This is a genomic window from Pusillimonas sp. NJUB218, from assembly GCF_003788685.1.
Taxonomy (GTDB): Bacteria; Pseudomonadota; Gammaproteobacteria; order Burkholderiales; family Burkholderiaceae_B; genus Neopusillimonas.
Window position 1 is genome coordinate 1 of the sequence record NZ_NQMK01000013.1, and the last position, 21676, is coordinate 21676.

25 protein-coding genes and 1 other RNA gene are annotated in these 21676 nt (G+C 55.7%); 14 read left to right on the forward strand and 12 right to left on the reverse strand.

Annotated features, from left to right (window positions below):
* Positions 1-453: 453 nt before the first annotated feature.
* Both msrA and CHR62_RS14630 read right to left on the reverse strand, forming a co-directional pair.
* Entirely contained in the window at positions 454-1032 is a 579-nt protein-coding gene (gene msrA / locus CHR62_RS14625; protein WP_123661424.1) for a peptide-methionine (S)-S-oxide reductase MsrA, read from the reverse strand.
* A 109-nt stretch (positions 1033-1141) separates the two neighbouring features.
* Positions 1142-1534, reverse strand: a complete 393-nt coding sequence (locus CHR62_RS14630; RefSeq protein WP_093969595.1) for a c-type cytochrome — start codon at positions 1532-1534, stop codon at positions 1142-1144.
* A gap of 107 nt (positions 1535-1641) precedes the next feature.
* Here CHR62_RS14630 and lgt point away from each other — a divergent pair, with 107 nt between their 5' ends.
* Entirely contained in the window at positions 1642-2436 is a 795-nt protein-coding gene (gene lgt, locus CHR62_RS14635; RefSeq protein WP_093969596.1) for a prolipoprotein diacylglyceryl transferase, read from the forward strand.
* Here lgt and CHR62_RS14640 read toward each other — a convergent pair.
* The 4 genes from CHR62_RS14640 to CHR62_RS14655 all read right to left on the reverse strand — a co-directional run bounded on the left by CHR62_RS14640 (position 2390) and on the right by CHR62_RS14655 (position 4257).
* Positions 2390-3145 carry an SIMPL domain-containing protein gene (locus CHR62_RS14640; RefSeq protein WP_093969597.1) on the reverse strand — a complete coding sequence of 252 codons (756 nt, stop codon included), beginning with the start codon at positions 3143-3145 and terminating at the stop codon, positions 2390-2392. The two genes, lgt and CHR62_RS14640, sit on opposite strands and share 47 nt — an antisense overlap.
* Positions 3146-3195: 50 nt before the next feature.
* Positions 3196-3377, reverse strand: a non-coding RNA gene (gene ssrS / locus CHR62_RS14645) — 6S RNA.
* A gap of 88 nt (positions 3378-3465) precedes the next feature.
* Positions 3466-3780: a cell division protein ZapA gene (locus CHR62_RS14650; RefSeq protein ID WP_093969598.1), complete on the reverse strand. Its 315-nt coding sequence runs from the start codon at positions 3778-3780 to the stop codon at positions 3466-3468.
* A gap of 6 nt (positions 3781-3786) precedes the next feature.
* The gene (locus CHR62_RS14655) at positions 3787-4257 is read right to left on the reverse strand and encodes a hypothetical protein (RefSeq protein WP_123661425.1); all 471 of its coding nucleotides are present in this window, start codon (positions 4255-4257) and stop codon (positions 3787-3789) included.
* A 112-nt stretch (positions 4258-4369) separates the two neighbouring features.
* On the opposite strand from CHR62_RS14655, the gene CHR62_RS14660 reads away from it, so the two are divergent.
* A complete protein-coding gene (locus CHR62_RS14660; RefSeq protein WP_123661426.1) occupies positions 4370-5293 on the forward strand; it encodes an NAD(P)-dependent oxidoreductase in 924 nt (307 codons plus the stop codon).
* Here the strand turns inward: CHR62_RS14660 and CHR62_RS14665 are convergent.
* A complete protein-coding gene (locus CHR62_RS14665) occupies positions 5290-5868 on the reverse strand; it encodes an RNA pyrophosphohydrolase (protein ID WP_093969601.1) in 579 nt (192 codons plus the stop codon). The two genes, CHR62_RS14660 and CHR62_RS14665, sit on opposite strands and share 4 nt — an antisense overlap.
* Before the next feature lie 66 nt (positions 5869-5934).
* Here CHR62_RS14665 and CHR62_RS14670 point away from each other — a divergent pair, with 66 nt between their 5' ends.
* The 9 genes from CHR62_RS14670 to CHR62_RS14710 all read left to right on the forward strand — a co-directional run bounded on the left by CHR62_RS14670 (position 5935) and on the right by CHR62_RS14710 (position 13873).
* Positions 5935-7683 carry a proline--tRNA ligase gene (locus CHR62_RS14670; protein WP_093969602.1) on the forward strand — a complete coding sequence of 583 codons (1749 nt, stop codon included), beginning with the start codon at positions 5935-5937 and terminating at the stop codon, positions 7681-7683.
* Positions 7673-8098, forward strand: coding sequence for a tol-pal system-associated acyl-CoA thioesterase (ybgC, locus tag CHR62_RS14675; RefSeq protein WP_123661427.1), 426 nt, complete (start codon positions 7673-7675; stop codon positions 8096-8098). Before CHR62_RS14670 ends, ybgC begins: the two co-directional genes overlap by 11 nt.
* Before the next feature lie 2 nt (positions 8099-8100).
* Positions 8101-8775 (forward strand): protein TolQ, encoded by a 675-nt coding sequence (tolQ, locus tag CHR62_RS14680; RefSeq protein ID WP_093969604.1) that lies wholly within the window; start codon positions 8101-8103, stop codon positions 8773-8775.
* Entirely contained in the window at positions 8775-9224 is a 450-nt protein-coding gene (tolR, locus tag CHR62_RS14685; protein ID WP_093969605.1) for a protein TolR, read from the forward strand. Before tolQ ends, tolR begins: the two co-directional genes overlap by 1 nt.
* A gap of 14 nt (positions 9225-9238) precedes the next feature.
* A complete protein-coding gene (gene tolA, locus CHR62_RS14690) occupies positions 9239-10405 on the forward strand; it encodes a cell envelope integrity protein TolA (protein WP_123661428.1) in 1167 nt (388 codons plus the stop codon).
* 24 nt (positions 10406-10429) lie between these two features.
* A complete protein-coding gene (tolB, locus tag CHR62_RS14695; protein WP_093969607.1) occupies positions 10430-11737 on the forward strand; it encodes a Tol-Pal system beta propeller repeat protein TolB in 1308 nt (435 codons plus the stop codon).
* 34 nt (positions 11738-11771) lie between these two features.
* Positions 11772-12266, forward strand: coding sequence for a peptidoglycan-associated lipoprotein Pal (gene pal / locus CHR62_RS14700; protein ID WP_093969608.1), 495 nt, complete (start codon positions 11772-11774; stop codon positions 12264-12266).
* 79 nt (positions 12267-12345) lie between these two features.
* The gene (gene ybgF, locus CHR62_RS14705) at positions 12346-13029 is read left to right on the forward strand and encodes a tol-pal system protein YbgF (protein ID WP_123661429.1); all 684 of its coding nucleotides are present in this window, start codon (positions 12346-12348) and stop codon (positions 13027-13029) included.
* Positions 13030-13042: 13 nt separating this feature from the next.
* Positions 13043-13873, forward strand: a complete 831-nt coding sequence (locus CHR62_RS14710) for an alpha/beta fold hydrolase (protein WP_093969610.1) — start codon at positions 13043-13045, stop codon at positions 13871-13873.
* A gap of 15 nt (positions 13874-13888) precedes the next feature.
* Here CHR62_RS14710 and CHR62_RS14715 read toward each other — a convergent pair whose 3' ends face one another.
* Positions 13889-14404 (reverse strand): copper chaperone PCu(A)C, encoded by a 516-nt coding sequence (locus CHR62_RS14715; RefSeq protein ID WP_158609137.1) that lies wholly within the window; start codon positions 14402-14404, stop codon positions 13889-13891.
* Between the two features lie 282 nt (positions 14405-14686).
* On the opposite strand from CHR62_RS14715, the gene CHR62_RS15960 reads away from it, so the two are divergent.
* From CHR62_RS15960 to epsC, 3 genes are all read left to right on the forward strand, one after another.
* Positions 14687-16648 (forward strand): methyl-accepting chemotaxis protein, encoded by a 1962-nt coding sequence (locus CHR62_RS15960; RefSeq protein ID WP_123661431.1) that lies wholly within the window; start codon positions 14687-14689, stop codon positions 16646-16648.
* A 206-nt stretch (positions 16649-16854) separates the two neighbouring features.
* The gene (locus CHR62_RS14725; RefSeq protein ID WP_123661432.1) at positions 16855-17070 is read left to right on the forward strand and encodes a DUF2061 domain-containing protein; all 216 of its coding nucleotides are present in this window, start codon (positions 16855-16857) and stop codon (positions 17068-17070) included.
* An 81-nt stretch (positions 17071-17151) separates the two neighbouring features.
* The gene (gene epsC, locus CHR62_RS14730) at positions 17152-18078 is read left to right on the forward strand and encodes a serine O-acetyltransferase EpsC (RefSeq protein WP_093970042.1); all 927 of its coding nucleotides are present in this window, start codon (positions 17152-17154) and stop codon (positions 18076-18078) included.
* A 95-nt stretch (positions 18079-18173) separates the two neighbouring features.
* Here the strand turns inward: epsC and CHR62_RS14735 are convergent, their stop codons facing one another.
* The 4 genes from CHR62_RS14735 to CHR62_RS14750 form a co-directional block, all read right to left on the reverse strand.
* A complete protein-coding gene (locus tag CHR62_RS14735; protein WP_233575029.1) occupies positions 18174-18947 on the reverse strand; it encodes a TorF family putative porin in 774 nt (257 codons plus the stop codon).
* Between the two features lie 153 nt (positions 18948-19100).
* On the reverse strand, positions 19101-19760 hold the full coding sequence (alkB, locus tag CHR62_RS14740) for a DNA oxidative demethylase AlkB (protein ID WP_123661452.1): 660 nt from the start codon (positions 19758-19760) through the stop codon (positions 19101-19103).
* A gap of 134 nt (positions 19761-19894) precedes the next feature.
* Positions 19895-21100 (reverse strand): NO-inducible flavohemoprotein, encoded by a 1206-nt coding sequence (gene hmpA, locus CHR62_RS14745; protein WP_123661433.1) that lies wholly within the window; start codon positions 21098-21100, stop codon positions 19895-19897.
* Between the two features lie 61 nt (positions 21101-21161).
* Positions 21162-21614, reverse strand: a complete 453-nt coding sequence (locus CHR62_RS14750; protein ID WP_123661434.1) for an Rrf2 family transcriptional regulator — start codon at positions 21612-21614, stop codon at positions 21162-21164.
* Positions 21615-21676 lie beyond the last annotated feature (62 nt).

Consider the following 21676-nt stretch of genomic DNA (forward strand, 5'->3'; position numbering starts at 1 on the left):
TTTTTAATCAACTCCTTAAAACCACCACCACGACTTGAACAACTCGCCTTATTCAGGCCAACCCCACAACCGAAACCCAGAACCTGGACCCCAACTGCGCGGCTTAAAAAAAGTTGCTGCCTCGCCCTTTGCTTTACCGCCTATTCGGGTAAACCCGAATTGGCTGTGCTGCAAAGGAGGCGAACTATAGCACGGTTATTTTAAAGTGTGCAAGTCAACCGCGAAAAATATTCAAAATAGTTCAAAAACTGCCGGTTTACGACTGGGCTGACAATTATTTGGCTGTAGCACCACTTAAAAACTACTGCAATTCCGCCTGCGACAACCTATTGTATTAAGCCTGAACCCTTGCGGGGGCAACCGCTTGAAAGGAATTGTGACTCGACCCACCCAAACAACCCACACAACTATATAGCTACACAACCACCGCAAAGTGGCACTTTGCCTAATACCTTATGGCGCAGCCAGCAGATCGGCGTAATATTGGCGCAGCTTGGCGAGCTTAGGGGCAATAACAAACTGACAATACCCCTGGTACGGATTACGCGCGTAGTAACTATGGTGGTAGACCTCTGCCTCCCAAAAGCGCGCTGCCGGCAAAAGATGCGTAACGACCGGCTGACCCAATAGCGTCTGCACCTCTTCTATAACTTGCGCCGCCGTTTCTTTTTGCGCGTCGGACTGATAAAAAATGGCCGAGGCATATTGGGGGCCGATATCGGCGCCTTGTTGATCGGGTGTTGTTGGGTCGTGCGTTGCAAAAAATACGCGCAACAATGTAGCAAAAGAAATCTGGGCTGGGTCGAACACCACTTTCACGACTTCGATGTGACCTGTCGTCTTGTCGCACACCTGCTCGTATGTGGGGTTATCTACATGGCCACCGGTATAGCCTGGCTTAACCTCGACAACGCCACGAAGCGACTGAAAAACCGACTCTGTACACCAGAAGCAACCGCCGCCCAATACGGCCTCTTCGAGGCTGGCCGTAGCGCCGGCATGTGTAGCATCGGTTGTCTTGGATGAACTCATGAACGCGATTCCGTTTAATGAAATGGACGTGGCCCACGGGATTCGCCGACCACGGCTCTAATTAATTACAGCAAAGACTACTGTAACAAGGGCGCCGATGCACGACTAGTTAACGTGGCAACGAGGCCGAGTCGCCAAGATGCGGGCCTGAACCGACACTGGCATCGCCCGTCAAAGACAACACCCAGGCGGCTAGCAGTTCGGCATTTTCTTGGCTAACGTGAGACTGTGCAGGCATGGGCACCGCCCCCCAGGCACCACGCGAACCATTTCGAATTTTGGTAGCCAGATGCGGGATGGCAGCAGCATTGCCCTGATACCGCTTGGCCACCACTTCGAAATCGGGGCCCAGACGCTTGCGACCCTCGGTCTCGTCAACACGATGGCACGCAACGCAATTATTGGCTTGCGCAAGGCCAATGCCCACCGTTTGGGCAGCGCCCGCGGGTGCATACACCGCCAAACTTAAACCTATGCTTAATACTGCGAAGCGAAAATACATAATCTACCTGCCATAAACAGTTTCGAGGCCGCCGAAACGGCCTACGATAACGCGTTATCATCCAACAAATTATCAGCGCCGGACGCTAAGATTAAAGGCCCTTTTCCATGCTTGTTCACCCCCAATTTGACCCCGTCGCCCTGCAGCTTGGCCCCATCGCTATTCACTGGTACGGCCTGATGTACCTTATTGGCTTTGGCTTGGTTTGGCTGGCCGGCCGTTGGAGAATCAACCACGGAAAAACCGACCTGAGCCTGCGCGACCTGGAAGACATCATTTTTTACGGGGTTATTGGCGTCATCGCGGGCGGAAGGCTGGGCTACATCCTGTTCTACAAGCCTGCCGAATACCTGCAAAACCCCATCGAAATTTTTTATCTCTGGCAAGGCGGCATGTCTTTTCATGGCGGGCTGATCGGCGTATTGGTTGTACTGTTTATATTGGCGCGCCAAAAGGGGCGAACCTTTTTGGAATTAGGCGACTTCATTGCCCCTTTAATACCCTTGGGCCTAGCCACGGGGCGACTGGGCAATTTCATTAATGGCGAACTGTGGGGCCGCCCCACCGACGTCCCTTGGGGCATGGTGTTCCCGCAACTGGGTGACAACCTAACTCGCCACCCCTCACAACTTTACGAAATGGCGCTAGAGGGCATACTGCTATTTGCCGTGCTTTGGTGGTTTGCCCGCAAGCCCCGAGCTACAGGTCAAGTGAGCGCCCTGTTTTTGATGGGCTACGGTGTATTCAGATTTTTAGCCGAATACACCCGAGAGCCCGATGCATTTTTGGGCCCAGTACTCGGGTCGCTAACCATGGGACAGCTACTTTGCCTGCCCATGATCGCCCTGGGCTTGCTTATTTATTTTCGAGCAAGTAAACCTCACCCCGAACAGACACCGTAACAGTCTCCACACCAGCCTCGAGCGGCACAGCCATTTTATCGGCGCTAGCTGCCATCATCATGCGCGGCATGGGCGTGTATTCGGCGCCGCCGCCATCGAGCGACAAAGTTTTAATACGAAACCCCTGATAACCAAACGCCTGCGAGACGGCTTGGGCACGCCCCTTAAACGCCTGAGCAGCGTCATTGAGCAAGTCGGCTTCCGCTTTCGCCCTTAATTGCGGGGAAACAGAGAACTGCAAGTTGGCAATAGGCATAAGCTCGGAGAGCTTGCCGGCCAAACCCGAAGCCGCGCCGAAGTCGGTTGATTCAAGAATGACTTCAGCACGCCCCTGCCAACCGGTGATTTTCCCTTCGTCGTTGGTGAGCGGCCAAACACGGTAATTGCCCGAATAAGTTTTAACCGAGCTGACGGCTTTGGCCTGTTTGACGACACTGTCGAGCGCTTGGGTTAACTGACTGCTGACCGCCTGATGACTGGCGTCTGCTACTTGCGCTGCGAGGGTGATTTTTATGGTGTCTTGGCTGACCTGCGACGAGGCCGAGGCGTTAAGGGTTGCCATTGGCAATTGGCCGCTGCGAACCTGCGCAGGCGCCTCGGGCATTATGTTTTGGGCGACCGCGGCGGGCGCACCCACGACCGCAAGGGCGGCGCTTAATACCAACGGGGCAATTGAAAAAGGCTTAGCCAAGGTAAACAAGTAAGACATGCGTTAGCTCCGAAATAGACAGGCCCGCATTAATGCGGGCCTGTCTTCAAAAATGCCCCGCCTGTGCCGTCAAGACCGGCATCCTGGAACCGAGGGTTCAAGGTGGTCGCCTTCAGTCAAGTTTCGGGATCGTCAGTTAAGACGTTCACTCCTACTTGTCAATCCGGCAACCTAATGCCATAAGCATTGGTTCAAGAAATGTAAGGTCAAGTCACGAACACTGCAGGGACTAACTTGTACAAGCCACAGCTTAGTAGATAAAACGGCTGTTTACCGAAACCGTATGTAAATACCGGGCCTGGCTTGAAATTTGGTGCTAACTAATTACTGGGGGCCGCCTGTTGGGGCAAAACCAGATCGAGCTGGCGATGCATATCTTCGAGGCGACGTTTAAAGTCGCCAACGGCGACTTCACCCAATGGCCCGTCTGGGGCCCGCATGGCTAAAAGTTCGGCAGCAATTTGAATGGCTGCCATAACGGCAATGCGTTCATTGCTTGAGATTTTACCAGACCCTTTGATGGCCAGCATGCGCTGATCAACAAATCGGACGGCAGAGAGCAAATCATCTTTTTCGGAGGGCGAGCATGCCAGGGAATAATCGCGGCCCAAAATTGAAACATCGACGCGTTCCATGCGGGGTTACTCCTGAGGCGCGCCGGGCAGGCGCATAAGTACGGCGTCGATACGCTGCCGAGCGGACTCGACGGCTTGACGCAGGCTGGAGGTTTCGGACTGGCTGGCTTGCAGGTTTTGCCGGACTGCAGCCTGCTCGGCTTGCTGGCGTTCGAGCTGCTCTTTGAGCTGGGCCACAGCGCTGTCGGCTTGTGCGCGCAGGCTGGATTCGATTTGAGCGGCCTGCTGACGCAGGCTGTGAACCTCGGCATCGGCCTGCGCCCGCAGGGCATCCATTTCGGCCTGATGACGCGCAGCCTGAGCGGCAACGTCTTTATATTCGATGGCTTGCTGGCTAAGCTGGTCACGCAGCGCATCACGCTCTTGTTCAGCACGGGTAGCGCGCTGAACAAGCGTTTCGTTTTGCGACTGAAGCCGACGGGAAAGCTCAACCAGTTGGCCAACACGAGCGGCCAGAGATTCTAGATCTTGCAACATGGCGATATGGTAAACCACAGGCGCTTTCGAAGAAAAGCCCCGCGATCAAGTCTATGGAGCCGTTAGAATAACCGAAATTGCCTAACTTTCTACGACATCACGGAGCCTTGTCATGTCAGCATCAATCGCACCCCGAAGCTACGAAAACATCTCGCCCTTAAAAGTGGCGTTTATCGGGCTGGGCGCGATGGGCTACCCCATGGCCGGTCATCTGGCCAAGGCCGGCCATCAAGTTTGCGTTTACAACCGCTCACCCGAAAAGGCCAGCCGCTGGGCAGCGGAGTTTGACGGCGTTACAGCACCCACACCCGCCCAGGCAGCAGCAGGCGCAGACGTCGTTTTTTGCTGCGTAGGCAACGACAACGACCTGCGCAGCGTACTAACCGGTAAAGACGGTGCGTTTTCCGGCATGAAGCCTGGCGCCCTCTGCGTTGATCACACCACGGCATCTGCCGACGTGGCACGTGAACTTTACGACGCGGCACGAAACGTCGGGCTGCATTTTTTGGACGCGCCGGTCTCAGGGGGGCAGAACGGTGCCGTACAAGGCATACTCACCGTGATGTGCGGCGGAGACGTGACCGACTTTGCCCGAGCCAAGCCCATCATGCAGGCCTACGCTCAGGCGACCACGCACATGGGCGCCTCTGGCGCAGGTCAGTTGTGCAAAATGGTGAACCAGATTTGCGTGGCCGGCGTACTGCAGGGCCTTTCTGAGGCCATCGCTTTTGGCAAGACTGCCGGGTTGGATATGGAAAAGGTCTTGTCGGTGATCAGCAAAGGCGCTGCGCAAAGCTGGCAAATGGAAAACCGCGGTCGCACCATGGTTAGCAACCAGTTTGACTTCGGTTTTGCAGTTGACTGGATGCGCAAAGACCTAGGGTTGGTGTTGGACGAAGCCCGGCGAAACGGAGCCAGCGTACCCGGCACAGCCCTGATAGACCAGTTTTATGCCGAGGTACAGAAAACAGGCGGTGGCCGCTGGGATACGTCGAGCCTGATTACCCGCCTACCCCAGCCTAAACAGCCCCTTTAGGGTGACCCTTCCGGGGCGGCCGCAAATTTAGCTGCAACGGGCTTTGCCGCGTCGCCCTTAGCGGCCTGCGGCCGCTGACGCAAATAACGACGTTCGTTAACGCGTCGAAACAAAATACCGGCGAGTTCATTCAGGGCTTGCGTATAGACATCGCGCTTGAACTCGATAACTGCATCAAGTGGCACCCAATAATGACTCCAACGCCAGGCGTCGAATTCGGGATGCCTGGTCGCACGCAAACTGACATCGGAATCGCGCCCCACCATCCGCAACAGAAACCAGATTTGCTTTTGCCCTTTGTAAATACCCCTTGAGTCGCGACGGATAAAATCATTGGGTACGTTGTAACGTAACCAATTGCGTGTACGCCCTAAAATTCGGACATGTTCTGGTAGCAAACCCACTTCTTCGCGCAGCTCACGGTACATGGCCTGCACCGGGCTTTCGCCGTATTTGATACCACCCTGCGGAAACTGCCAGGAATGCTCCCGAATGCGTTTACCCCAAAACACCTCGTTTTTATGATTAACGAGGATAATGCCGACATTAGGACGGTAGCCTTCACGGTCTAACATAGGCCACCTCTATAACGAATTTAATACAATTACACCCGATTATACGTATCTGCAGAGATCCTCACCATGCGCGCATCCAAGTATCACATCAACACCCTGAAAGAAGCCCCAGCCGAAGCGGAAGTCACCAGCCACCAGCTGATGACAAGAGCCGGCATGATCCGCAAAATTGCGGGCGGCATTTACACCTACATGCCGCTGGGCTTGCGGGTACTGAAGAAAATTGAAGCCATTGTGCGCGAAGAAATGGACCGGGCGGGCGCAGTTGAACTGCTGATGCCATTGGTACAGCCCGCCGAGCTATGGGAAGAGTCAGGGCGCTGGACCGCCTATGGCCCCGAATTACTCCGGATCAAAGACCGCCATCAGCGCGACTTCGTCCTCCAGCCCACCTCTGAAGAGGTCGTCACAGACATTGCCCGTAACGAAATTCAGAGCTGGCGTCAGCTTCCGGTCAACTTCTACCACATCCAGACCAAGTTCCGCGACGAACGCCGCCCCCGTTTCGGGCTGATGCGCGGCCGCGAATTCACCATGAAAGATGCGTATTCGTTTGATCGCAACGAAGAAGCCGCACAGGCCAGCTACGACAATATGTACGACGCTTACATGAAAATTTTCACGCGTCTCGGGCTTGAGTTCAGGGCGGTTGCGGCCGATACAGGGTCAATCGGGGGGTCGCGTAGTCACGAATTCCAGGTCATTGCCAACACGGGTGAAGACCTGATTGTGTATAACCCCCAGTCGCAGTACGCCGCCAATATCGAACTTGCCGACGCCCCCGCCTTACTTGCCACACGGGCACCGGCCGGCAAAGCCATGGAAAAAGTAGCCACACCCAGCATGACCAAATGCGAAGAGGTTGCTGCATTATTGAAGCGCCAGCTTTCAGATACGGTCAAAACCGTCGTTCTGGCCGTCGAGCCCACCGAAGAGATCAAGACCACACAGATTTTTGCACTGCTGATCCGCGGTGATCATGAGCTAAACGAAGTCAAGGTAGGCAAACTGCCCGGGCTGAATCAAGGGTTCCGTTTTGCCACCGACGAAGAAATCAAACGTGCTTTCGGGTGCAGCCCCGGATCCTTAGGGCCGGTAGCTCCAGCAGAGCCAGTCACCATCATTGCCGACAAAACCGTTGCCAATATGAGCGACTTCATCTGCGGCGCCAACGAAGACGGCTTCCACCTTGATGGCGTGAATTGGGGTCGCGACTTGCCCGAACCCAACCTTGTCGCAGACTTGCGCAACGTTGTGGCCGGCGACGCCGACCCTAACGGTGGCACGCTGAACATCCAGCGCGGTATCGAGGTGGGTCATATCTTCTTCTTGGGCGACAAATACTCCAAAGCCCTGAACGCAACCTTCCTGGATACCGATGGCAAGCCGGCAATCATGCAAATGGGCTGCTACGGTATTGGCATCAGTCGCATCGCTGCGGCAGCCATTGAACAAAACCACGATGATCGCGGCATGATCTGGCCCGAAGCCATCGCCCCCTTCCAGGTGGTTATCTGCCCGCTGAATGCGCACAAAAGTGAAACCGTTCGAAACACTGCTGAGCAACTGTATCAAGACTTGATTTCAAACGGCGCTGACGTCATCATCGACGATCGCGATATTCGCCCCGGTGTGATGTTTGCCGAGTGGGAGCTTATCGGCGTTCCCGTTCGTGTCACGGTTGGCGACCGCGGCCTGAAAGAAGGGGTTGTCGAGATCCAGCATCGGCGACAGTCCGAGGCCGAAAAAATAACTGTTGCACAAGCCACTGATTTCGTTCTGGAACAGTTAAAATTGCGCGCCCATGCCACCTGATTCAAACAACGTGCAATCAACGTTAGCTGTTCGTGTTTACTACGAAGATACCGACGCCGGCGGCGTCGTTTTCTACGCCAATTACCTCAAGTTCTTCGAACGAGGTCGCACCGAATGGTTGCGCAGACTGGGTGTCAACCAGTCAGAACTGGCTGTTACCGAACAGCGAATTTTCGTGGTGAAGCAACTCGACACCCGGTATATCAAGCCGGCAAAGCTTGATGATCTGCTGACCATCAACAGCCAGATCACCCGGGTGGGGCGGGCGTCCATCGACTTTTTCCAATGTGCAGAGCTCGATGGCCAACGCCTGTGTGAAGGAAATATACAAATTTGCTGCGTTGACGCAAACACCTTGCGTCCGGCAGCACTGCCCGACGAACTCAAAACATTATTGGAAAAGGTTCAGGTATAAACATGCAGCCCACCAGCGACTTGTCTATCGTCTCGCTAATTCTTGACGCCAGTATTCCGGTACAGCTCGTGATGCTGATTCTGGTTGGTATTTCCGTGCTGTCCTGGACGTACATTTTCAGCAAACGCACCGCCCTGAAACGTGCACACGAACAAACCAAGCTCTTTGAAGACGACTTCTGGGCCGGCGGTGACCTGACTGCCCTGCAGCAATCCGTATCAACCAGCCCTGCCGATTACGGGGCCCTGGCACGTATTTTCGATGCCGGCATGACCGAATTCATCAAGGCCCGTCGGGCCAACGGTAATACCGACGCCCTGCTCGACGGCCCACGACGCGCCATGCGCGCTTCGTACCAGCGCGAAATGGACAATCTGGAATCACACCTGAACTTTTTGGCATCGGCTGGATCCGTTAGCCCATACATTGGGCTATTGGGTACGGTATGGGGCATCATGCACGCGTTCCTGGGCTTATCCACCGTGCAACAGGCGACGCTGGCCGCAGTAGCGCCGGGTATTGCCGAAGCCCTGATTGCAACCGCCATCGGCTTGTTTGCGGCAATTCCAGCTGTCGTTGCCTACAACCGTTACACAAACGAAATCGATCGCCTGTCGATTCGCTTTGACAGCTTCATCGACGAATTCCTCAATATTCTGCAACGTCAGGTGCGCTGATGTCCTCTAACCGCAGTAGCATGGGGCGCTCATCAGGCCGCCGGCTCAAAAACGAGATCAACGTCGTCCCCTATATCGACGTCATGCTGGTTTTGCTGATCATTTTCATGGTGACCGCCCCCATGATCACGCCCGGCATTATCGAGCTACCATCGGTCGGTCGCGCTGCTGAAGTCCCCACCGAGCCGCTCGAAGTACAGATAGAGGAAAACGGCACCGTCTCTTTGCGTAAACGCATCGCCGGTGCCGAATTCGAATCAATTGCCAACGAAGCCTTGGTCGACGAGGTGCGCTCGCGCATCACCGCCGACACGCCTGTCGTGATTGCTGCCGACGGCAAAGTACCGTACGAAAAAGTAATGGAAGTAATGGACAAGTTGCGCAGTAATGGCGTGTCGCGCCTCGGCTTGCTGGTTGATCAAAGCGCTGGCAACCCCGACCAGAAATAACATAGGCTTGATGCATGAAGTGGCTTTGGTCTGAACCCTCTGGTCAATCTCCCGAACAGCTCGATGATCGTCGCGGCTTCGTGTATGCCATTTCGGCACACGTTGCACTGGGTCTGATATTGCTGTTGGGGGTCTTGACATCGGCGCCTCAAACGCCCGCTCCGGTTCAGGTCGAACTCTGGGCCGACGGCGTATCGCCAAACGCCGTTCAAGAGCCCCAGGAAGAAACGGCCACCGAAGACACTCCAGAACCTGAGCCGCAGCCCGAGCCAGAGCCCGTCCCTGCTCCTGAACCTACGCCTGAACCTCCGGCACCGGCACCTGCGCCAGAACCAGAGCCTGCACCGCAAGTGCGCCCCGAGCCCATCCCCGAGCCGCCTCAGGTTGATCCCGAGATTGCGCTCGAAAAAGCACGCCAGGAAAAAGCCGAGCAGGAACGCAAAGAGCGCCTTGCCCAACAAGAGCGCGAGCGCAAGGCGCGCGAAGAGGCAGACCGCAAGGCGGCCGAATTAAAAGCCAAACAAGAGGCTGAGCGTAAAGCCAAGGAAGAGGCTGATCGTAAAGCGAAGGCTGAAGCCGAGCGCAAAGCCAAGGAAGAATCCGAACGCAAGGCTGAGGCAGAGCGTAAAGCCAAAGAAGCGGCCGAGCAAAAAGCTAAGACCGAGGCGGAGCAGAAGGCGAAAGCCGAGGCTGAACGCAAGGCCAAAGAAGAAGCCGCCAAAAAAGCAGCTGCCGAAAAGAAAGCCAAAGAAGAAGCCGCACGCAAGGCCGCAGCCGAGAAAAAGGCCAAAGAAGAAGCGGCTAAGCGTGAAGCCATTAAACAAGCCATGCGAGGTGATGCACTAGGTGCTGCCGGTATTCCGGGTGGCACGGCCGACCGCAACCAGGCCGGTGGCGGTGGCAACGATAACGGATATGCCGCACAAGTCAGGGCCTGCATCAAGCCGCGAGTCACTTACCCTATTCCGCCGCGCGCGGGCGCAAACCCAACCGTGCAGTTCCGCGTTATGCTCAATGCTCAAGGACGTGTACAAGACGTCGAGATCCGCCGCTCGTCGGGCATTTCCGGTTTCGACCGCGCCGTAGAAAACGGCGTGCGCGGCTGCAACCCCTTCCCGGCACCGCCATCCGGCAAGTACCCGCCGTACATCGATGGGTACTACTATATGTACGATCAATAGCACGACCAACAGGAGATTGTCGAAATGACCCGTGTCACCTTCGCAAAAACCGTCGCCCGAACGCTCGGGCGACTGCAGGCCTGGGGCCTTGCGGTAATCGCCAGTGTGGCGCTCACCACACCGGCCTCGGCGCAATTACGCGTCGATATTTCAGGCGTAGGCGCCACCCAGTACCCCATTGCCATCGCCGACTTTCAGGGCAATCCGCAAGGCGCAAACCTGGCCGAAGTCATTCGTGCCGACCTGACCCGATCAGGGCAGTTCCGCCTTGTAAACGCCACAGGGGCAACACTAAGTGCCGAAACCCCAGTCGCCCACGACGATTGGCGAGGTCGAGGTGCCGACTACATTGCCTATGGTTCAATTACCGAAGCCGGCGGCCAGTACACCATTACCTACCGCCTGTCGGACACCGTACGCAAAACCGAACTTGATGGGATTGCTTTTGCCGGCAACGAACGTGAGCTTCGCCGCGTTGCGCACCGGATCGCCGACCGGATCTACGAAAAAATTACAGGTGTGCGTGGCGTTTTTTCAACACGTCTGGCTTATGTGGTACAAAAAGGCGACGTCTATGAGTTACAAATTGCAGACGCCGACGGCCAGAACCCGCAGGTCATGCTGCGCTCGAAACACTCGATTATTTCGCCCGCGTGGTCGCCCGATGGCAAACAACTGGCTTACGTCAGCTTCGAACTGGGCAAGCCTGTAGTGTATGTACAAACGCTGGCGACCGGCCAACGTCTGCCCTTGGCCAACTTCAAGGGTAACAACAGTGCGCCCGCATGGTCCCCAGACGGCAGCCTGCTTGCCGTGGTGCTTTCGCGAGACGGCATTTCGCAAATTTATACGATCCGCAACGATGGCTCAGACCTGCGTCGAATCATGCGTTCGCCGCTTATCGACACCGAGCCGCAATTCTCGCCCGACGGTGCATCGATTGTGTTTACCAGCGACCGAAGCGGCAGCCCGCAAATCTACCGCGTGCCGGTAACTGGCGGCGAAGCACGACGTATAACTTTTAACGGAAGTTACAACATCTCACCAGCACTCTCGCCCGACGGTAACAGTTTGGTGTACGTTACACGTAGAGACGGTGCTTTCCGTATTGCATTGCAAAACATGAACACGGGTTCGGAACAGCTGTTAACAGCAGGCCCCGACGACCAGTCACCAAGTTTTGCACCCAACGGTATGCAAGTGCTTCATAGCGCCGTCCAAAACGGCCGCAGTGTGCTGGCCGTGGTTTCGGTCGATGGCCGTGTCCGGCAAACGCTGTCGACACTCGATGGCAAGGTCCGTGAACCGACCTGGGGCCCTTTTACCAATTAATTTCTAGTGTGACTCTTTTTCTAAAGGAACTTAAATGAGCTCGCGCATTACAAAAACGCTAAGTGTTGCTGCTTTAACTGCCGCTCTGGCAGCTTGCAGCTCTGTACCGCTTGACCAGGCCGGATCCGGCTCGGGTTCGGGTGCTGGGTCCTCGACCGGTATGGTCATGGATCCCTTCAACCCGCAAAGCCCGCTGGCGCAACAACGCTCCGTTTACTTCGAGTTCGACAGCTACGTCGTGCCTGAACAGTATCGCAACGTTGTAGAAATGCATTCGTCTTACCTCACCGCAAACAGCCAGCAACGCGTTCGCGTCGAGGGCCACGCTGACGCGCGCGGTGGTTCGGAATACAACCTGGCACTGGGCCAGCGCCGTTCCGAAGCTGTTGCCCGCATGATGACGCTGATGGGTGTACGTGCCGACCAAATCGAAACCATCAGTTTCGGTAAAGAGCGCCCGAAAGCCATGGGTAACACCGAGGCCGATTACGCAGAGAACCGTCGCGCAGACATCAACTACCAACGTTGATTTTTTGGCATAATCTGCATCAACAAAGCGCCGTGGCGGCTTCCCGCCGCGGCGTTTTCACTTGAATGGGACACACCTTATGACGAACTCTTTGTTTACGCTTCGCCGCATCGCCCTGACCGCATCTTTTAGTGCGCTAGCGCTATCAACCAGCGTTGCACATGCCTTTGCCGACGACGACGCACGCCGTGCCATTCTGGAATTGCGCGAACAAGTCCGTGTTCTGACCGAGCAGAACCGCCAGGCCCGTTTGTTACTGGCCGATCAGCTCGAAACGCTTCGCCAGGAAGTCACCAGCCTGCGCGGCCAGATCGAACGCATCCGCTTCGAACTGGATATTAAAAACGGCAATGGTCTGGGCAATGGCCCTGCAGCGCAAGTCAGCAACCCACAAGAGCAAGCTGCTTTCAATACGCCCATGGCGCAGTTCCGCGAAGGGAAATACAAAGACGCCGCCGACGGGTTCAAGACTTTTTTAACGCAATACCCCAACAGCCAATTGGTGGTTGATGCACAGTTTTACCAAGGCAGCAGCCTCTATGCCGCCAAAGATTTCAAAGGTGCAGTCCAAGCCCTAGGGGCGCTGGTTCAAGGTCACCCAGACAGCAACCGGGCCGCAGATGCCTTGCTGATTGTGGCCGCTGCGCAAATCGAACTGAACGACCTGGGCGGCGCCACCGCAAGCCTGAAACGTATCGTGGCCGATTACCCGGGCAGCAATGCAGCGCGCACTGCCCAAGACCGTCTCAAACTTTTGCAGTAATCCGACGGGCCTTATGCCAGCACTCGAGCTACCCGAGAAAGTATTCGCACTCGCAGATCATGCCCCGTTGACGTTCGTCGAACTGGGCTATGGGCGAACCACGCTGCTGATTCACGGCTCGTTGTGCGACTACCGATACTGGCGCTGGCAAATGGCGCCCTTTGCCGAGTACGGGCGTGTTATCGCGCCCAGCTTGCGGGGGTTCTGGCCCCATACCAGCACAGTCCCCGACCCTCGGTTCTCGGTACAACAACATGCGGCCGACCTGGTCGCGCTGATACGCGCGACCACCCCGGATGAGCCTGTCGATATTGTCGGGCATTCACGGGGTGCCCACGTCGCCCTCGAAATGGCCATACAAGCGCCTGAACTTGTGCGCAGCATGGTTTTAGCCGACCCTGGCATGAACGTCCCGGGCGTCTCGCGCAACAGCGGCTTTATCAACAATGCAGCACAATCGGTTGCTCAAGGGTTGACCGAAGCAGGCCTAGAAACCTTTATTGACACGGTTAGCGGCCCCGACACCTGGCGCCGAATGACCGGCTGGTTCAAAACTATGGTGCGCGACAACGCGGGCACGCTGCTTTCACAGGCGCTAGAGGCCGATACGCTGTACGACCTAGACACCGCAAGTCGGGTCAGCTGTCCGGTTTTATTGCTTGGGGGAAGCAATAGCCCGCAGCGCTATCGCCAGATTATCGATGCTTTGGCGCCCAGGCTAGCCGGCGCAAGCCGAGACACGGTGCCCCTCGCCTCGCATGGCATGAACCTGGCCAACCCTAAAAGCTTCAACCGGAAAGTACTTACTTTTTTTGCCGGCGAGCAAACCGCACTGCCGGCATAACCCCGGTTTGGTTCGTTAGTGCGACATCTTCCCGGGCATCGTGCCAGCCGGCTTGACTTCGCAGCTGGCCACGACTTTTTGACCCGACTTCAACACTAGATCAACCTGAATGGTGTCGCCCACAGCAACATCACGACGAGGCTGCTCGAGCATGATGTGATAGCCGCCTGGCTTGAATTCGAGCTGCCCCCCGGCCGGGACGGCAACCTCATCGACCATGCCCATGCGACTCATGCCATTTTCGTGGCGCGTTTGATGCACCATTAACAGACCATAGTCTTTAGGGGCAGCCGCTCCCACAACGCTAACCGGCGCGCCAGTGCTGTTTTTAACCACAAAGTAACCTGCCGATGGCGCCGGAGCCGGCAACAACCTTACCCAACACGCTTCGGCGACAACGCCCTGGGCCACAGCTAAGTTAGCGGTGTCGACTTGTGGCGCCGCATGCGCCATAGCATGGGATTGACCACCATGAGCAGGCGACTGCCCATGGTCACCATGATGAGCGGCCAATGCAACACCTGATGACATCAACATCACAACAGAAGTATTTAAAAGCGTACGTAACATAACTTCCTCACAAATAAACTGCACAAAGTGTAGCGCTGAATCTTCCAATGCGCCTTGATGCTCATCAGACCTTGATCAAGGCGCCAGGCCTCACCCAGGCAATCCTTAAGGTTCAATCAAGCAGTTTTCTTCTATCTATTTCTGCTTACTGCAGGGTAAACACCCACGGTAGTATCGGTAAAGTTTCACCAAATATTGCCGTTACGTTAATTTGGTAACTATTTGCGCTTTCCCGGAGACAGAATGAGCAGAATTAAAACCCTGAGGGTCCGAACCAAACTGATTGGCGGCTTCCTGATTGTCGCAGCCATCGCCGCCATTATCGGGTTTGTGGGCATCCAGTCCATGCAGCGCATCAGCCAGATGACGGACCGCCTGTACGAAAACGAGTTTATCGGTATGCGCCATGCCACCGAAGCCGATCGTCAGTTGGTTGCCGCCGGGCGCGCCCTGAGCAATACCCTGCTCACCTCCACCGAAGACGAATACCGTTCCGAATACTTTTCTATCGATAACCACTTCATCTCGGCCAAGATGGCCCTAGATGACCTGGCACGTACCGTGAAAAGCGACGAAGGCAAACGCGCCGTCGAGAAGGCACGCGAGGCGGTCAATGCATTCGAAAAAACGGCAAAAGATATCGTTCGCGAACAACCTGCCGAAACACTGGGCCGATTGGACACGACCGAGCGCGTATTTAAAGAAATGCGCCCCCTGGGCGACGAAGCCGAAAGCCTGATCAAGCGCATTGTTTACGACCAGCAAGACAATGCGCTGACAGCCACCGAAGAAATCAAGGCAATTTACCTACAAGCTTTTACATTGATGATCGGCCTGACAGCCGGCGGTGCGCTGATTGCCATTATTCTGGGCTTGTTAATCACCCGGGGCTTTACGCGGCAGTTGGGCGGCGAACCCCACGAGGTGGCACAAATAGCAGCCGCTATTGCCAAAGGCAACCTGAACAACAAAATCGTTGTGCCACGCAATGCGAAGCAAAGCATCATGAACGCCATGAACCAGATGCAAGACTCGTTGCGCAAGGTCGTTCTGGCAGTGCGCAACAGCAGCGATCATATTGCAACCGGCTCGGCTGAAATCGCAACGGGCAACGTCGACCTGGCTCGTCGCACCGAAGAGCAAGCCGCCAACCTGACAGAAACTGCGGCAGCCATGGAGCAACTGGCCAGCACCGTCAAAAGCAATGCCGATGTCGCCAAGCAGGCTGCACACATGGCTTCTGCGGCCAGTGGCGCGGCCGTTCAAGGCGGTGAGGTGGTCAACAACGTTGTTGACACCATGCAAGAAATCAACGCGTCATCGCGCAAGATTGTTGACATCATTTCGGTTATCGACAGCATTGCGTTTCAGACCAATATTTTGGCGCTTAACGCCGCCGTCGAAGCTGCACGCGCAGGCGAGCAAGGCCGTGGCTTCGCAGTCGTAGCCAGCGAAGTGCGCAGCCTGGCACAAAAAAGTGCCTCCGCCGCCAAAGACATCAAGAATCTTATTGATAACAGCGTACAGAAGGTCGATGCCGGATCCAGGCTAGTGGACGAAGCCGGCGAAGCGATGCAGGGCATTGTTACCCACGTTCAGCGCGTTACCGACCTCATTAATGAAATCAGTGCGGCCACCGACGAGCAAACGTCGGGTATCGGTCAGGTCAATGATGCCGTCTTGCAGCTTAGCGATGTAACCCAGCAAAACGCTGCGCTGGTACAAGAGTCTGCCGCGGCGTCCGACAGCCTTAAAGCACAGGCGGCCACGCTAGTAGAAGTCGTTAACCTGTTTGATATTGGGCGTGACTATATCGACGTCTCCGCACGCGAAGTCAAGAACCCGGCACCCGAAGCCAACGCCCGGGCCATCCCGGTGGCTGCAGCCGCACAGTTGCCGACAGGCCACTCTGCCAAGAAGACGCGCGCCCGAGATGCACACACGGACGAGACGCATGCATCACATGATCACCAAGGCTACGCCGCACCAGCCTCGGGTGAATCCCCCCGCGATTCGGCGCAGCGTCATAATGCACTTTCAAACGACGCAACACGCTCAGTCCGACGCGCGGGCGCATCAACCTCGGGGCACGACAGCTCGGGGTCTGGCGCAGCGCGCAACGACGCCCAGCTACGACGACCCGACCTTAATAATCAATCGTCGACAACAAGAACCGACAAAGAAGACGACTGGGAAGAGTTCTGAAGAAATTTCAGTATTAAAAGCCGGCAATCTGTTGATAAACCCCACTGTTGTTCATAGTGGGGTTTATTTTTTGAACGATTCCATCATCGGCATATCATCCACACGCCCCCAATAGCACGCCCCTATCGCAGAGATTGAAACAATCAAATATCCCGCTCTATTGAGATTGATTATCATTAACTCAACTTAGAAAACGGAGCGACATCATGATTGTCCTTGAAAAAACCAGCCAGGTTCTCTTGCACATGGGCGTCGCCTTTGGCGTTACCTACGCGATGACAGGATCGGTGATGACGGGTGGCCTGGCCGCCCTGGTCGAGCCGATTTGTAATGTGGCCTTGCTCCCCTTGCATGAGCGCGCCTGGCGCCACATCAAGACGAAGTGGCGCCCCTCCCTTCCGCAGTGGTCTCGCGCGTGCTGACCTGACAACATAAAGTCACCACCGCCAGAGCTTGTACCAGGTGGTAAGATTTTGTCTTTTATTCTTGGCGTAATTGCTGACATGGCGTCTTTCAACATCGACTCAATCGTTCAATCACTGGCCGATATCCGCAGCGAGTGGCGTACCGCTCAAGGGCGTTCTCGCGAACCTGGCAGTCGTGAGTTTCCATCGCGCCAGGCACTGGCCGACGTCATGGACGCCCTGAAAGGCGCACTATTCCCGATGCGTCTGGGGCCTACCGACTTACGACACGACAGCGAAAACCATTATGTGGGCCACACCATCGACACGGCCCTGCATACACTGCTAGGGCAAGCTCGCCTGGAAATCCGTTACCAGAACAGGCACGCCCCACTAGACGACAACGAGCTTGAGGCTCGTGCTTTCAAAGCCGTCTCGAACCTGGCCAACAAATTACCGCACATCCGCAACATGCTCGACAGCGACGTGCTGGCGGCCTATCAGGGCGACCCCGCAGCGCAAAGTGTCGATGAAGTCTTGCTGTGCTACCCCGGTGTACAGGCCATGATTTACCACCGCATAGCGCACGAGCTGTACACCAACAAGTTGCCATTGCTGGCCCGGATTGCAGCCGAAATGGCACATGCCGAGACGGGTATCGACATCCACCCGGGCGCACAAATTGGCCGAAGTTTCTTCATTGATCACGGCACCGGCGTCGTTATTGGCGAAACCACCGTGATCGGCGAACGCGTACGTATTTACCAAGCCGTCACCCTCGGCGCAAAAAGCTTCCCGACAGACGAAGACGGCTCACTTCAAAAAGGCCTACCGCGTCACCCTGTAGTGGAAGACGATGTCGTCATTTATGCCGGCGCCACCATTCTGGGGCGCGTGATTTTGGGCAAAGGCTGCGTCATTGGCGGCAATGTCTGGCTGACCCAGGACGTGCCAGCCGGGTGTGTCGTCACTCAGGCACGCTCTCAAGACACGCCTCGCTCCAAATGTCCCGATTCGATCATTTGACCCAAACTCGACTCATCCGCGCCATCGCCCTATAGAAAAAAGCGGGGTCTTCGAGCTGAAGACCCCGCTTTCACATTCGCCTCGAATCGTACCGATCAGAACGCTGCGGTTAATGAAAAAACTGCAGCAGCTTTCCCCTGGTATCGACCTGTGGCTGCGCTGGTGTATACGCCCTTGTCAGCGTTGGTGTCGACATAAGCCAGCGAGGCCGTGACATTACCCCAGGTTTTGCTCAAGCCCAACGACCAGTCGGTATAGTTGCCATCTGCCAGGTTGCGCACGCGCTGGTAGCCCACATGACCATCGACATTCAAACCCCAAAAGCCCGTCGGCACACTGGCAGATAAATCGTAGTATTGGCTATTTTTACTGTCGGCCCAGCCAAACAAATTGGTGACCGCATGCGAATACTTGAATGACACCGGGCCATAACCCAGCCCCAGGTAAAGCTCGGTAGTGTCGGGGCTGACAAAACCCCGCGGGTAACTACCCGGGTAGTAATACTGCAAGACCCCCACATCAATGGTCAGATCGCCCCAGATCGGTGCGGTGTAGCCAGCGTAAAAATCCATCTCGAGGGGTGCAGAAACATTGTCGTCAGAATCACCCAGCCAACTGATGCTCGAGTTCCAGTTGCCGATGTAAAGACCACTACTATGACTCAAGTCGAAGCCACCCTGAATGGCTGGCTTGTTATTGGTCTGCATCAGCCCCCGGTAGCGGTACTGGCTAGCCAGCGTCATATTGGCACTGAACGAAAAGTCTGAAGCCGGCGAGACCGGTTCGGTGGATTGCGCCGCAACCGGCGTGACAATCACAGCGGCCAAGACAGCACCGCACATAGCTTTTGCTACAGAAATTGAGGGCATGACGAGCTCCTTTTGAAGTTTGACAGCAAACAAGATGTGCCAAACTTACTTAAGCAATTTGCATGCCAAGACAAACGCGCTATGTCGCTTGTCGCAAAATACCCATGGGGCGCGCGCCCTGCACCAAAACGAAACAGATTTAAACGTTTGCGCTCATCGGCGCTGCACGCGCCGAAATGTCAGGTTCAGGCGCTGCTCGCCCAGTAACTCATGATTTTCCTGTCGAACCGGCATAACTCCATGAAACCGCATACGGTCGACCCCGCCCCAAACCAACACATCGCCGTGCTCAAGCAAATACTTTTCTACCGGGTCTGTTCGTCGCAGCCCGCCAAATAGGAAAACTGCCGGCAACCCCAAGGACACTGAAACAATGGGCGCTGCCAGATCTTCTTCGTCACGGTCTTGATGCAAACCCATTTTGCTTTTCGGACGGTAACGATTTAGCAAGCAAGCCTGTGGTTCGAAGCACTTAAACCCTGCGGCGTCGACGGCCTCGAACGCTCGCTGTTGCCACAACTCAGGCATGTCGGGCCAGGGTTGACCTGAAAGCGGGTCGGTGGACGAATAGCGATAGCCCGTTTTGTCGGATATCCATCCGTAAGGGCCACAATTAGATTGATCAACCGACATCCATCCCCGTACCGTAGGCATCCGGCGCCAGGGGGAAACTTGCAAAACACCGTTCAGGTCAGCAAGAAACTGCGCAGCGTCATCAAGCAAAAAGCCCCTGAAGATAAAAGCCTGCGGCCCGATTTGCTCAGACGAAGACCCTTGGGTGCGGATTCCCCCGAGTAAATTCAGCTGTTGCATGGGCATCGGCTTGTCGGCGCTCAAATGAATAAAAAAGGCATGACCCCAAGTATAGGTCATGCCTTTCAGTCGACCCCGGCAGTTTGCGCGCCAACGCCGCCGAAGCGGGGCAATGCGCGCCCTGCTGACCGGAATTAACGCAGGTGATCCAGCAGGTCGGGGCCAAATACCTCTTGATGAATTTTGGTGGGCGGCACACCCTGTGCAACGAGATCGCGCCACTGCTGCTGCATGAATTTAAGCGGACCGCACATATACACAGGCACATCAGCATACGCCCAGGCAGGCAACTGACCTACACGCATAAAACCTGCGTGGTAGCCCGGCTTGCCCTCGTGCCCGGCATCCATCGTTTCATAGAACGTAACGACCTGCAGATTCGGCATGACAGCCCGGGCATGTGCAATATCGTCTTGATGAGCGTGATGCGCTGCATCACGTGCAGCATGTGCGAAAACAACCTGACGCTCAGGATGGCGCGTCGCGATGGCATTCAGGGCCGAAATCATGGGCGTTATACCAATACCAGCCGACATGAGTACGATGGGCGTCTGGGACGTGACATTGGGGGTGAAATCGCCGAACGGCGGGCTGATGCGCAATGTACCGCCCTGCTTCAGATTATCGTGCAACCAGTTCGACACTGTGCCGGCAGGTGTTTCGGTGCCCGCCGCTTCGCGCTTGACCGAAATACGATAGTACGGTGCGCCCGGCGCATCTGACATGCTGTACTGTCGCAGTTGGCGGCGGCTGTTAGGTAAATTGGCTTCGACACTGATGTACTGACCGGGTTTGAAGTCAGCCAGCGGCTGGCCGTCAGTCGGCATCAAGATAAATGAACGCACATTGGCGCTTTGCTCGACCACCTGGGCCACCGTCATTTCACGCAATTGACCTGGCTCAACCCCGGCGGCTTCATACAACTTCCGTTCTTCGTCAATAAAGGCTTGAGCCAGCAATCCGTAGGCTTCGCCCCAAGCAGCCAGCAAATCGGGCGTTGCCGCGTCGCCCAATGTTTGCTGAATCGCCCCCAGCAAATGACGGCCAACAATGGGGTAGTGCTCAGCCGTAATACCCACCGACGCGTGCTTATGAACAATACGACTGACGACCGGGGCCAAGGCATCTGGGTTGTCGATGTTGGCCGCGTAAGCAAATACGGCCGCCGCCAATGACTGCTGCTGAGCACCGCTGGCCTGATTCCCCATATTAAAGATATTGGTCAGCTCAGGGTGTTCGGCAAACATGTTCTGGTAGAACGTGCGTGTGATGGTGACGCCATGCTCGCGCAAAACAGGGACACTGGCATCGATATACGGACGGGCTTCCTGCGACAACATACGACTCACTCCAATTGTTGCTTTTAATATGCAACATTTAAGTTAAAAAAAACGCAAGCGTTCAACCCGCGCTTTGCTTTAAAAAACTGCGATGCATTTGTACGATTTTTTCGCCAGTTTCGGTACCGACCACATCGGCCAAAGTGTAGCGATCCATCGCGCTGTAAAACGCATTCAAACCTTCTTGCAACGCATTGCGTAAAAAACACTGCGTAGCAAGACGACAGGCCAACCCCTCGCAATCGATGGCTTCACGATCGCCTTCGAGGGTACGCAGAACGCTGCCAATAGGCAGTTGCCCGGGCGATACCGCCAAACGCACACCGCCGTGACGACCGCGCGTAGCGTGAATCCACCCTTGCTTGGCCATTGCCCCCACCACCTTAACCAGATGATTGTGCGGTACCCCGAACTGGCTGGAAATTTCGGCCACGGTAACGGGTTGTTCGCGAGCCTGCTGCGCCAAGTACATGAGCACACGCAGCCCAATATCTGAAAATCGTGTCAGACGCATTGCCAACTCCACTGGACTGGAATATTAACAAAGATGTATTTCATATGCAACTTATAAAACCA